The sequence below is a fragment of the Massilia sp. Mn16-1_5 genome (genome assembly GCF_004798585.1).
GTDB lineage: Bacteria > Pseudomonadota > Gammaproteobacteria > Burkholderiales > Burkholderiaceae_D > Telluria.
In genome coordinates this window covers 1-12,422 of sequence record NZ_PPXQ01000031.1, presented here as the reverse complement: position 1 = coordinate 12,422, position 12,422 = coordinate 1, and the positions used below count along the sequence as shown (strand labels likewise).

The following is a 12,422-nucleotide window of genomic DNA, read 5'->3' as shown; positions in this document are numbered from 1 at the left end:
ACGCGGTGATACGCGACGGCGTTGCGGCCGAATCCGCGATCGGACCCGTTTACACGCCGCCGCTGACGCTTGCCGATCACCACAGCAAATCCCCCGCCCCCCGTGTCCTCTCGCTTCGCCGCCGATCCTCGAACGCCTCCAGCATGAAATCCACCATCGCCCGCGTCTTCGCCTGCAAATGGCTCTTGGTCGGAAACAGAATATAGATATCGGCCGGCGGCGCATCCCATTCTTCGAGCACCAGCTGCAGCCGCCCCGAACGCAGGTAGGGCGCCGCATCCCATTCCGAGCGCAGTACGATCCCATGGCCGTCCAGCGCCCAGGACAGGGCCGCTTCGCCGTCGTTCGTGCTCAAGGGGCCGCGCACCTTGACGGTTTCTTGTCTCGCCCCCGAACGGAACTGCCAGCTGCCGTAGATCTCGTCGCTTTCACGCAGCACGATGCAGCTGTGCGCGTGCAGGTCGCGCGGCGCGGCCGGTGTGCCGTGGGCGGCGAGGTAGGCGGGAGAGGCGCACAGGAAGCGCCGGTTGTCGGCCAGCTTGCGTGCCGTGATGCGCGAATCGAGCTGCTCGCCGAAGCGGATCGCCAGATCGAAGGCCTGCTCGACCAGGTTGACCGGGCGGTCGCTCAGCTGCATCTGCACCTCGACCTCCGGGTAGGCCAGGGCAAAGCGCGACAGTTCCGGCGTGATGTGCTTGCGTCCGAAGCCGAGCGTGGCGTTGATGCGCAATAGCCCCTGCGGCACGACGCTGCCGCCCGAGATCTTGCGCTCCAGCGCTTCCAGTTCGGCCACCAGGCGTCCGCCTTCGCCCAGCCAGGTTTCGCCCTCCGGCGTCAGGCTCATGCGCCGGGTGGTGCGGTTCAGCAGACGCACGCGCAGGCGCGCTTCGATCGCGGCCAGCCGCTTGCTCACGGCCGGCGGCGTGATGCCGAGTTCCTGGGCGGCGGCGGCCAGGCTGCCGCGCTTCACCACCACGGCAAAAAAGGACACATCGTCGAGTCCATCCATTCATAACTCCAGCGACCGAATCAAGTAAATGAATATTCATTATACGGGTTCAAATATTGAATATGATGTTGATATCCGGCAGCGATCCGGAAACGACGCATTCCATCCATCGGAGGAGACATGAAGATCAAACTTGCCCTGCTAGCCTTTGCCGCCGCCATCTCGACGTTTGCCCAGGCCGACAACTATCCCTCGCGCCCGATCCGCCTGATCGTGCCCTACGCCCCGGCCGGCAGCGCCGACATCGTGGCGCGCCGCATCGGCGACGAATGGGCGAAGGCCCTGGGCGGCACCCTGTACATCGAGAACAAGGCGGGTGCGGGCGGCAACATCGGTGTCGACGCCGTCGCCAAGGCCGCGCCCGACGGCTATACGATCGGCGTCCAGACCGTGTCGCTCGCCATCAATCCCTCGCTGTTCGCGAAAATGCCCTACAACACGCTGAAGGACTTGGCGCCGGTCGGCATGATCGCCACCTCGCAGCACGTACTGGTCGTCAACCCGGCCTTCCCGGGCAAGGACACGAAGGAACTGCTGGCCGCGGTCAAGGCGAAGCCGGGCAAGTACACCTACGGTTCGGCCGGACCGGGCAGCACTTTCCACATGTCGGCCGAACTGTTCAAGGACGTGACCGGCGCCGACATCGCGCACATTCCCTATAAAGGCGGCGGCCCGGCCCTGGTCGACACCATGGCCGGCGTGGTCGACATGAGTTTCCCGGTGCTGTCGGCGGTGGTGCCGCACGTGAACGGCGGCAAGCTGCGCGCGATCGGCGTCACCGGACCGAAGCGTTCGCCGCTGCTGCCGAACGTGCCGACCCTGCAGGAGTCGGGTGCGACCGGCTACAGCTTCGAAACCTGGTTCATCGCCTTCGCGCCGGCAGGCACGCCGCAGCCCATCGTCGACAAGCTGAATGCCGCACTGAACAAGGCCCTGAACTCGCCGCAGTTGAAGGACAAGCTGGTGAAGGACGGCTTCGACCCGATTCCATCGACCCCCGCCCAGGCCCAGGGGCGCCTGTCGCAGGAACTCGTTTCCTGGGGCAAGCTGATCAAGGACCGCGGCATCACCGCCGACTAAGCATCGAGAAAACCGACATGAGCAAGACCCTATACCGCAAGCTGGTGGACGCACACACCGTCGTGCAACTGGACGCCGATAACGTCCTGCTGTACGCCGACCTGCACCTGATGAACGAGTACACCAGCCCGCAAGCCTTTGCCGGCCTGCACGAACGCGGCCTGAAGACCCTGTATCCAGGCCAGAACGTGGCCACCGTCAGCCACATCATCCCGACCCATGCCGACAAGCTGCGGATCATCCAGGACGGCGACTCGGCCCTTCAGGCCAGCAACCTCAAACGCAACGGCGAGCGCCATGGCATCCCGCTGTTCGACACCAACGACCGCTTCCAGGGCATCGAACACGTGATCGCCCCGGAACACGGCATGATCCGTCCCGGTATGGTGGTGATCTGCGGCGACAGCCACACGACGACCTACGGCGCCCTCGGCGCACTGGGCTTCGGCATCGGCACCACCGAGGTCGAGCACCTGCTGGCGACGCAAACCCTGGTCTACCGCCTGGCCGGCGACATGCGCATCCGCATCGACGGCGCGCTGCCGCCGGGCACCACGGCCAAGGACCTTGTGCTGATGGTGATCGCGCGCATCGGCGCCCAGGGCGCGCGCGGCTATGTGGTCGAGTTCTGCGGCTCGACCATCGATGCGCTCAGCATCGAGGCGCGCTTCACTGTGTGCAACATGGCGGTGGAAGCGGGTGCGCGCGGCGCCCTGATCGCGCCCGACGAGACAGCGCTGCGCTACGTGCTCGAGCACTGCCCGGACCTGGCCGGCGACGCCGACCTGCGCGCGCGGGCACAAGCGCGCTGGCGCCTGCTGGCCTCCGATCCGGATGCCCGTTTCGACGTCGAACACGTTTTTGACGCCGCCGAGCTGGCGCCGATCGTCACCTGGGGCACGAGTCCCGACCAGGCGATGCCGGTCACGAGCCTGGTGCCGGCCGCGCGCGACGCCTCCGACACGCGGGCGCTGCAGTACGCGGGTTTGGCGAGCGGCATGCCGATCGCCGGTGTCGACGTCCAGCACGTCTTCATCGGCTCCTGCACCAACGGCCGCATCGAGGACTTGCGCGCGGTAGCCGAAGTGGTCGGTACGCGCAAGGTGGCGCCCGGCGTGCGTGCGATGGTCGTGCCCGGCTCTGGCGCGGTGCGCGAGCAGGCCGAGCGCGAAGGCATCGCGGCGCAATTGATCGCGGCCGGATTCGAGTGGCGCAAACCCGGCTGCTCGATGTGCCTGGCCATGAACGACGACGTGCTGGCGCCCGGCACCCGCTGCGCCTCGACCACCAACCGCAATTTCGAAGGGAGACAAGGCAGGGGAGCGATTACCCACCTGATGAGCCCGGCCATGGCCGCCGCCGCCGCGGTGACCGGCAAGATCACCGACGTCCGCAGCCTGCTGGAGGAAGTATGAAGCACACCATCATCGAGGGAGTCGCCGCGCCGCTCCCGATCGCCAACCTGGACACCGACCAGATCATGCCGAAGCAGTTCCTGCGCGGCATCGACAAGGCCGGCCTGGACCGCGGCGTCTTCTATGACCTGCGTTTTGATGCGGCCGGCAAGCCACGTGCCGACTTCGTGCTGAACCAGCCGGCCTGCGCGCATGCGCCGATCCTGCTGGGCGGGGCCAACTTCGGCTGCGGGTCGAGCCGCGAGCACGCCGTCTGGGGCCTGCAGCAGTTCGGCGTGAAAGCCGTGGTGGCGCCCAGCTTCGGCGAGATTTTTTATTCGAACGCCATGAACAACGGCCTGATGCTGGCGACCGTGCCGCCAGCCTACATGGAGCAGCTGTTCGCGCAGGAAGGACCGCTGCAGCTGCGTATCGACGTCGAGCGGCTCGAAGTGACGAGCGTCATCGGCACGGCGCGCTTCACGCTCAGCGAGCGCCATCGCCGCATGTTCATGGACGGCCTCGACATGCTGGGCGCTTCGCTGCTGCACCTGCCCGCCATCGAAGCCTTCGCCACCAAATGGCGCGAGGACAATCCGTGGCTGGCGGACGTGGCCGCGCGTGCACGCGCCCGGCTCGACGGGCAGGCGGCCTGAGCGAAACCGTCTTCAGGGGGCGTCGCCGACGCCCTCCGCCTTGCCGACAGCCTGCTGCCGGTATTCCTTCGGCGTCATGCCCACCAGCTTCTTGAACAGCCGGCTGAAATAGGCCGGATCCTGGAAGCCCAGCTCGTAGGCAATGCTGGCAACCCCCGCAGGCACATAGGTCAGCTTGCGGCAGGCCTCGAGCATCAGCCGCTCCTGGGTGATCTCGAAGGCGGATTTGCCAGCCAGCTTCAGGCACAGGCGGTTCAGGCGCGCCGGCGCCACGCGCAGCAAGTCGGCGTACTGTCCGACCTGCCATTGTTCCTTGTAATGGCGCTCGACCTCGACCCGGAAGCGGGAGAACAGTTCGAAGTCGCCGCGCCCCGAGCTCTCGAGGATGCGCGATTCAGCCTGCACCCGCACCAGCATCAGCAGCGCGCTGCGCGCCAGCCACTCGAGCATCAGGGCGTGGCCGTGGCGCGGCCAGGCGGCCTCGAAGATCAGGTTTTGCAGCAGGGCCTCGATGCGCGCCAGCAGCTCGGGCGCGGCGCCCAGGCCGATCGCCAGCGGCTGCACGAACAGCGGAGCAAACAGGTCGCCCTCGTGGCCGCTCGCGGCGAACAGCATGTTCTGGTCCACGGTCAGCACGTAGCCGTGGGCTTCCTCCGAAAAGTCGAAGCCGTGCGGCAGGGAGGGGTGGATGGTCAGCGCCACCGGCCCGTCGCAGGCCCACAGGTCGCCGTTGATGTTCGCGCGAACCTGTCCGCCAAGTAAAAAAAGTACCTGAAACAGGCCGGCGTGGGTGTGGGTGCCGATGTGCCAGTCGTACTTGCGGCTGCGTGTCTCGATCAGCTCGATGTGGACCGCTTCCGCATCCTTGCCCCGTGTGGCTTCGCCGTAGAGGGCGAATTCAGGGACGGTGGAAGGCAGGGCGGAGAAGATGGCTGGCATGGTACGTAAGCGCGGGTCAGGGAGCGAATGAAAAAATAGTACAAGTTTTTTCTGGTTTGATCCATTCATATTGGGCCGCGCCGGGAATAGGATGATGTCAACAACCTAGAAACGGAGACATCATCATGCGCACCCAGGTCGCCATCGTCGGCGCCGGCCCGGCCGGCCTTCTGCTTTCCCACCTGCTGCACCTGCAGGGTATCGAATCGATCGTGCTCGAGATGCGCAGCCGCGCCGACATCGAGGCGACCATCCGCGCCGGCGTGCTTGAACAGGGCAGCATGGACATCCTCAACGAGTCCGGCGTCGGCGAGCGCATGCGGCGCGAAGGGGCGCTGCACCACGGCTTCGAGTTCGCCTTCGGCGGCGAGCGCCACCGCATCGACCTCACCGAGCTGACGGGCCGTGCCATCACCGTCTATCCGCAGCACGAGGTCATCATCGACCTGGTGGCGGCGCGCCTGGCGGCGGGCGGCGACCTGCGCTTCGAGGTGAGCGAGGTGGCGCTGCACGACATCGACACGGCCACGCCATCGGTCACCTTCACGCAGGGCGGCGAGGCGCAGCGCATCGATGCCGATTTCGTCATTGGCGCCGACGGCTTCCATGGCGTTTCGCGCCCGATGTTCCCGCCGGGGACGCGCGAGGACTTCCAGCGCGTGTATCCCTTCGGCTGGTTCGGCATCCTGGTCGAGTCCGCGCCTTCGTCGGACGAACTGATCTACGCCCAGCACGAGCGCGGCTTCGCCCTGGTCAGTACCCGCTCGCCGACGGTGCAGCGCCTCTACTTCCAGTGCGACCCGCACGACAAGGTCGAACACTGGTCGGACGACCGCATCTGGTCCGAGCTGCATGCGCGCCTCGAGCACAATGACGGCTGGAAGCTAAAGGAGGGCAAGATCTTCCAGAAGGGCATCATCGGCATGCGCAGTTTCGTCTGCGCCCCGATGCGCCATGGCCGCCTGTTCCTGGCCGGCGACGCCGCCCACATCGTGCCGCCGACCGGGGCCAAGGGCATGAACCTCGCGATCTCCGACGTGCGCATCCTGGCGCAGGCGCTGGACGCCTTCTACAAGCAGGGCACGGAAGACGGACTGAACGGCTATTCGGAAGCGGCCCTGAAACGTGTCTGGCGCGCCGAGTACTTCTCGTGGTGGATGACGCGCCTGCTACACACCTTTGCCGATGCCTCTCCCTTCGAGCGCCGCATCCAGCGCGCGGAACTCGAGAACGTCGTGGCGTCGCGGGCGATGCGCACGGCGCTGGCCGAGAACTACGTGGGGGCGTTCCAGCCTGCGTGACCCAGCCGGTCGGGCTGGACGCCGGGAAAGGTGCCGTACATGAAGGGCGCGCCGTCGCGCTGCCCGCTCGGGCGTCCGATGGTAGGTCGCGGGAGCGGGTAAATGGGGGCGAATGAACAGGTCGTAGGCATGGTGGATGCCGTATTGCAGCACCAGGCGGGCGCGTTCCGCCAGGGTTGCGACGAGCGCGGGCGTTTCCATAAGATTTCCTCATGTCGCTGAACGGGTGTCCAGGCAAAGTCTAGCCGGGACCTGGGGGCGCGCGGCTGGCCTGGTTCGAGGCGGTCGCGTAAATCGGTGTAAAACCCCCTCGTCAACAACTGAACAGTTCCGTGGCGACGGCTGATGCGCCGCAAGCGCCGGGGGGAAGGCAGACGTAAGCTCGATCCATCTCAACGATGGGCCGCCTTCCATGCCTGCACCCGCTGTCAGCGTCCTGATGCCGACCTACGAGCAGGAGGCCTTCCTGCCGCGCGCGCTGGCGAGCCTGTTCGCGCAATCGCTGGGCGACTGGGAAGCCATCGTCATCGACGACGGCGCCTCGCCGGCCACACAGTCCGCCCTGGCGCCCTGGCGCGAGGACCCGCGCTTGCGCGTCATCCGGCACGAACGCAACGAGGGACTGGGACGGGCCTTGAACGCCGGCCTCGATGCCGCGCAGGCGCCGCTCATCGCCTACCTGCCGAGCGACGACGTGCTCTACCGCGAGCACCTCGCGCAGTTGGTGGCGACGCTCGATGCGCACCCCGAGGCCGTGCTGGCCTATTCACACCTGCGCCATCACTACAACCGCAGCGCCGAGGGAGCCATTCCGGGATCCTGGCTGCAACTGGTGCAGTGCGCGCACCGTGCCGGTCGCGCGCGCTGGATCGAGCGTGCCGAGCTCGAGTCCGACGATCTCGAGCGCCTGTTCTGGAGCCGCCTGCGCAGTCTGGGTCCTTTTGTGGGCACCGGGCAGCTGAGTTGCGAGTGGGTCGACCATCCGATGCAACGGCACAAGCTGATGCGGGAGCCGTTTGGCGGCATCAATCCCTTTCGCCAGCATTACCGGGTCGGCGTCCCCTTGCGCTTTCACAGCTCGGTCGGGAATGCGATCGACGAGCTGGGGCAGTACCGCGTCCTGCGCGAGCAAGCGGCCGTCGCGCCCGCGGCCAATGGCCTCAGGATCCTGCTGGCAGGCGAACTGGCCTACAACGCCGAGCGCGTGCTGGCGCTCGAAGCCGCCGGCCATCGCCTGTACGGCTTGTGGATGCGCCAGCCCTACTGGTTCAACACGGTCGGACCGTTGCCCTTCGGCCGGGTCGAGGAAGTGCCGTTCGAAGACTGGCGCGGCGCCGTGCGGCGCATCGCGCCCGACCTCATCTACGGTTTGCTGAACTGGCAGGCGGTGCCCTTCGTGCACGAAGTGATGGAGGCGACGCCGGGGATTCCGTTCGTCTGGCATTTCAAGGAAGGACCCTTCATCTGCATCGAGAAAGGTTGCTGGCCGCAATTGCTGGCCCTGTACCGGCGGGCAGACGGGCGCATCTTCAGCAGCCCCGAGATGCGCGACTGGCTCGACGCCATCGTTCCCGGCCTGTCCGTGACCCGGCCTTCCTGCGTGCTGGACGGCGACCTGCCGCTCGCGCGCTACCTGGAAGGACCAGGCACGCCGCGCCTGTCGAGCAGCGACGGCGCGATCCACACCGTGGTGCCGGGACGGCCGATCGGGCTGCATCCGCCCCAGGTGGCGGAGCTGGCGCGGGAAGACGTGCACCTGCACTTCTACGGCGACTATACGCACGGGCAATGGCGCGACTGGATCCGGACCTGCCGCGAACTGGCGCCGCGCCACCTGCACCTCCATTCGCACGTCGGGCAGGACGGCTGGCGCACCGAATTCTCGCGCTACGACGCCGGCTGGCTGCACGCCTTCGACAGCGCCAACGGCGGCGAGATCCGGCGCGCCAACTGGGACGACCTGAACTATCCAGCGCGCCTGGCGACGCTGGCGGCGGGTGGCTTGCCGATGATCCAGCGCGACAACGACGGTGCCATCGTGGCGACGCAGAGCCTGGCGCGCGAGCTCGGAATCGGCCTGTTCTACCGCAGCATCGGCGAGCTGGCGCAGCGCCTGCGTGACCGGCCGGCGCTGGACGCGCTGCGGGCGCGGGTCGAGGCCCAGCGTGCGCGCTTTTCCTTCGACGCGCACGTGCCGGACTTGCTGGCCTTTTTCAGGGAGGTGATGGCAATCGAGGGAGCGGGGTCGCGCGCGCCGGGATAACGGCGCGCGCGGTGAGACAAAATAACTACTCAGTACGACATCGGCACCCGCACCATCAGGGTGACGTCCGGGGTGTCGCGCGTCAGGCCGGCGCCGACCGCCACGCTGAGGGTTTTCTTGTTGTTGAGGCGATAGGAGTAGCCGATCAGCAGGGTGCCGAGCTGCATGCGCACCGAGCCGGGCACCGTGGCGCCGTTCTGCTTGGTGCGTGCGACCGAGTTGTGGTCGTAGCCGACGCTGAACGAGGCCTTGTCGTTGAGTGCCAGGCCCATGCCGAAGTTGAAGCCGAACACGCCGCCCGGCGCCACTTCGCCAAGCGACTCCTTCTCACCGTTCAGCACGGTGCGCGAGACGTCGCGCTTGAAGTTGTGCAGGTAGCTGAAGCTGCCGAAGAACACGGCCGGATCGGACGGGAACAGCCAGGTCAGGCTCGGCTGCAGCGAATGGAAGCCCGAACCGGTCGGCAATTCCAGCGGCAGGCCGCTGCCCGTGATGTTTTCGCCGACGCAGCGGCGCTGGCAGTCGGTCGTGACTTCGAACGGGTCCTTGCCGGTGCGCGACTTGTAGCGCAGGCCCGCGATGAAATAAGGCTTGTCGGCGCCGCCGTCGTTGAGCTGGTAACGGCCGGCGAGTTCGACGTCGCCGATCGCCTTGCCGCTGGTCTCGAAAGCGCGCTCGACCGCGGTGCCGGTAAAGACTTCGCGGCTGACGGTGGCATCGCTGCGGTAGACGTAGGGCAGCTTGGCCTCGACCTCGAAGCGGTTGGTCAGGCCGCGGCGAAGGGTCACGGTGGCGGTGCTGGTGTTGCGTTTCACTTCGCGCACGTCGACCAGGCCGATCAGCAGGGCCGGGATCACGGTGTAGCCGACCAGGGCCACGCGGTTGCTCGACGAGTAGGCGTACTGGAAGGCCGGTTCGAAGACGTATTTGCCGCGCGGGGTCAGCACGCCCGGCTGCTCGAAGATCGGGGCGACCTCGCGTGGCCGGCCGTTATCGCTCGGCGCACGGCCGACGGCAGCCGTGTTGGCGGCAGCGGCAGGGGCGGTATTGGTCGGCGCGGTCGGCGCGCTGGCCGGTCCGCCTACGGGCGCCGCCGGTGCGGCCGGCTGCTGCGGCGCGCCGGTACCGGTGCCCCGTGCGCCTGCGAGGACGTCCTGCGAGACCAGGCCCCCGGCCAGCATCGGCTCGCCCTGGCTTACTGGAACGATCGGCTGGACCGGTGCCGGCTGCGGCGCTGGCTGCGGCGCTGCGGTACGCGCCGTGCGCACGTCACGCTCGAGCTCGTCGATCCGCGCACGTTGCGCATCGAGCTGCTGGCGCATCGCCTTGACCTGCTCGACCAGTTCCTCGACCGATTGCGCCTGCGCCGGCAGGGCGCAGAAAGCTGCACTGACGGCGAGTGCTCCAGCACTTAGCGCCGGGAATGTCCGCATACATCTCTCCATGAAAGTAGGCCGTCAGCGGGGTGCGACGGCTGTTGACAAAGCATTATTCAGGCTTGTCCCAAAATTGAGCGCACGTAACATCCCGGCGGTGTTGACGGTGGCGTTGATGGAGGTCTGGTTCTTGATCAGCTGGTCGTTCAGCGAATTCTGGATGATGGTGCCGCCCAGCAGGTTCTGGGCATTGCCGGCCAGGCTGCGCACGTCGCCGTTCTGGATCAGGCGCAGTTGGCCGACCGTGTCGGCGGACAGATTGGCCTCGCCGCGCGTCAGCTTGCCGATATCGCCCAGCTGCAGTTCGGTGCGCTCGACCACGTTGCCGTTGATGCTGACCAGGCGCTCCAGGCCCAGGTTGACCATCAGGCCGTCGCCGGTCAGGAAGCCGCCGCGCGCCTCGTCGAGGGCGGCGCTGTCGACGGCGTTGGCGGCGTCGAAGCCCGCGGGCGGCGCCTCGGGTGCCTCGGGCGCAGCCGAGGCCGTGGCCGCGCCCGCCATCGACAGCAGGAGGAGCGGCAGGAAAGGGAGTAGGCGCATAGGATTCCTTAAAATTCGCCGGGGCCGAACTTCGGCAGCCCGTAGATGCTGTCGAGCGAGCGCAGAGCCCCTTCGTCGAGCGGTGCACGCGGCGCGTTGCGCCAGTCGGCCGCCAGGTTGAATCCGGGCTTGACCGGACTTTCGTGGATCACGAACAGGATCCGGTTGGCCCAGATCGACTCGAAACGCTCGCGCGCCATCAGGCGCGTGCCGCGCGACGGGTCGCCGATCAGGATGCGCCCGTCCTGTGCGCCTTTCACGACGACGAAATGGTGGTAGCCGTTGTCGGAGACGAGCACGATGGCGGGCAGTTTCGCTTCGATCAGTTTATCCAGCGGCAGCTGGAAACCGTTGGCCGTGAAGCCGCGGCTTTTCAGGAAGCGCTGCATGTCGAGCAGCGAAAAGCCTTCGCGCCGGATCTTCTGCTGGTCGCCCGTCGTGAACATGGCCTGGAAGGCGTCCTGTTCCGTCGTCGGCGTGCCGTAGTGGTGGGTCAGCAGCGTGGCCAGCGCGGCCGAGCCGCAGCTGAAGTCGTACTGCTGGCGCTGGGTGGCCTGGAAGCGCAAGTCCTTCATGCTCTTGACGGGCATGCTGCCGACGCGCATGCCGCTCGGCAGGGAAAGTTCGGCCGCCTGCGCGGCGGCGGTGCCGAGCAGGAGCGCAATGGTGCAGGCAAACAGACCGCGTTTCATTGGAACTGCAGGTTGATGACGGTGGCGTTCTGGATCAGGACGTTGGCGCCGCTGTTCTGGATCACGACCGGGATGCCCGACATGTTGGCGAAGGAGCCGGTATCGATCGAGTTCGATCCGGTTTGCACGTTGATGGCGCTGTTGTTCGCCACGTCGCCGTTGAGCTTGGTGTCCTGGCGGACCGTGTCTTCGCGGCCACGCTGGTGTTCGAGCGTGCCGAGATCGACGGCTTCGACCTGCTGGCCGCCGATGGAAAGGGTGTGATTCTCCTGCCGCGGCGCGGGAGCTGCCGCAAACAGCTGTTCGACGCCGGCGATGACCGGCTTGCCGATCTGTTCGGGTGCCAGCGCGACCGGTTCGGCGGCGCCCGCCTGGCCTGCGAAGCTGGCTGCCAGAGCGAGGGTGCAAGCCTGGAAGGGCCTGCGCATTGCGAAAATCGTGTTCATCGTCTCTCCCTGAATCCGGAAAACTGCCGCGCCATGGCAGGCGCGGCAGTCCGGTTACACCATTACGCGAGGCAGCTTAGGGGCCGACGGCCAGGTTGCTCTGGACGTTGACGCTTTGCTGGATCAGGGACGAGAAGCCGTTGTTCTGGCTGAGGACCGTCACGCCGGCAGCCGACTGGCCGACGTTGGTCATGGTGTTCGACATGTCGAAGGCGCCTGCGTTCACGGTGTTGGTGCCGCCCGCGCCGCCGGTGGCCGCGCCGCCTGCGCCGCCGGTGGCGGTGCCCGCGGTGTTGGCGCCGCTGGCGCCGCCCATGCCGCCGGTGCCGGTGCCGCCGCTGCCGCCTGCGCCGCCGGTGCCGGCCGTCGCGGTGCCCGAGGTTGCCGTGCCGCTGGTGGCGCTACCCGAGGTCGCTGCGCCGCCCGAGGAACCTGCGCCGCCGGTGTTCGAGGCCATGCCGGTCGAGCCGCCTGCGCCACCCGCGCCGGCTGCCGCGCCTGCGCCGCCGGTCGAGGTGCCGGCCGTTGCCGAGCCGCCTGCGCCGCCGGTGCCGCCGGTGGCCGTGCCGCCCGCTGCGCCCGCACCCGAGGTGTTCGACGCGGTGGCGCCCGAACCTGCCGTGCCGCCTGCACCGCCGGCCGCGCCCGCACCACCCGCACCGCCCG

11 protein-coding genes and 1 pseudogene are annotated in these 12,422 nt (G+C 67.5%); 5 read left to right on the top strand and 7 right to left on the bottom strand.

The window, feature by feature from the left end; genetic code table 11:
- Window positions 1-76: 76 nt before the first annotated feature.
- Window positions 77-1,009: a LysR family transcriptional regulator gene (locus tag C2862_RS23950; protein WP_136223404.1), complete on the bottom strand. Its 933-nt coding sequence runs from the start codon at window positions 1,007-1,009 to the stop codon at window positions 77-79.
- Window positions 1,010-1,129: 120 nt separating this feature from the next.
- Here C2862_RS23950 and C2862_RS23945 point away from each other — a divergent pair, with 120 nt between their 5' ends.
- Genes C2862_RS23945 through leuD form a run of 3 tightly spaced genes read left to right on the top strand, consistent with a single transcriptional unit; the run spans window position 1,130 to window position 4,139 of the window.
- Complete coding sequence (locus C2862_RS23945; protein WP_136223402.1) at window positions 1,130-2,089, top strand: tripartite tricarboxylate transporter substrate binding protein; 960 nt, start codon at window positions 1,130-1,132, stop codon at window positions 2,087-2,089.
- A gap of 17 nt (window positions 2,090-2,106) precedes the next feature.
- Window positions 2,107-3,504, top strand: a complete 1,398-nt coding sequence (leuC, locus tag C2862_RS23940) for a 3-isopropylmalate dehydratase large subunit (RefSeq protein ID WP_136223400.1) — start codon at window positions 2,107-2,109, stop codon at window positions 3,502-3,504.
- The gene (leuD, locus tag C2862_RS23935) at window positions 3,501-4,139 is read left to right on the top strand and encodes a 3-isopropylmalate dehydratase small subunit (protein ID WP_136223398.1); all 639 of its coding nucleotides are present in this window, start codon (window positions 3,501-3,503) and stop codon (window positions 4,137-4,139) included. The genes leuC and leuD overlap by 4 nt, the downstream gene beginning before the upstream one ends.
- A 12-nt stretch (window positions 4,140-4,151) precedes the next feature.
- On the opposite strand, the gene C2862_RS23930 is transcribed toward leuD, so the two are convergent.
- Window positions 4,152-5,078 (bottom strand): helix-turn-helix domain-containing protein, encoded by a 927-nt coding sequence (locus tag C2862_RS23930; protein WP_136223396.1) that lies wholly within the window; start codon window positions 5,076-5,078, stop codon window positions 4,152-4,154.
- Window positions 5,079-5,203: 125 nt separating this feature from the next.
- On the opposite strand from C2862_RS23930, the gene C2862_RS23925 reads away from it, so the two are divergent.
- Window positions 5,204-6,379: a 4-hydroxybenzoate 3-monooxygenase gene (locus C2862_RS23925; RefSeq protein WP_136223394.1), complete on the top strand. Its 1,176-nt coding sequence runs from the start codon at window positions 5,204-5,206 to the stop codon at window positions 6,377-6,379.
- 412 nt (window positions 6,380-6,791) lie between these two features.
- On the top strand, window positions 6,792-8,642 hold the full coding sequence (locus C2862_RS23920) for a glycosyltransferase family 2 protein (RefSeq protein ID WP_136223392.1): 1,851 nt from the start codon (window positions 6,792-6,794) through the stop codon (window positions 8,640-8,642).
- Window positions 8,643-8,671: 29 nt separating this feature from the next.
- On the opposite strand, the gene C2862_RS23915 is transcribed toward C2862_RS23920, so the two are convergent.
- The 5 genes and pseudogenes from C2862_RS23915 to C2862_RS25430 all read right to left on the bottom strand — a co-directional run.
- Complete coding sequence (locus C2862_RS23915; protein WP_136223390.1) at window positions 8,672-10,075, bottom strand: acetate kinase; 1,404 nt, start codon at window positions 10,073-10,075, stop codon at window positions 8,672-8,674.
- A gap of 24 nt (window positions 10,076-10,099) precedes the next feature.
- Window positions 10,100-10,618 (bottom strand): hypothetical protein, encoded by a 519-nt coding sequence (locus C2862_RS23910; RefSeq protein ID WP_136223388.1) that lies wholly within the window; start codon window positions 10,616-10,618, stop codon window positions 10,100-10,102.
- A gap of 8 nt (window positions 10,619-10,626) precedes the next feature.
- Window positions 10,627-11,310, bottom strand: coding sequence for a C39 family peptidase (locus tag C2862_RS23905; protein WP_136223386.1), 684 nt, complete (start codon window positions 11,308-11,310; stop codon window positions 10,627-10,629).
- Entirely contained in the window at window positions 11,307-11,756 is a 450-nt protein-coding gene (locus tag C2862_RS23900; protein ID WP_136223384.1) for a hypothetical protein, read from the bottom strand. Before C2862_RS23900 ends, C2862_RS23905 begins: the two co-directional genes overlap by 4 nt.
- Before the next feature lie 76 nt (window positions 11,757-11,832).
- A pseudogene (locus C2862_RS25430) lies at window positions 11,833-12,422 on the bottom strand (hypothetical protein); the annotation flags it as partial.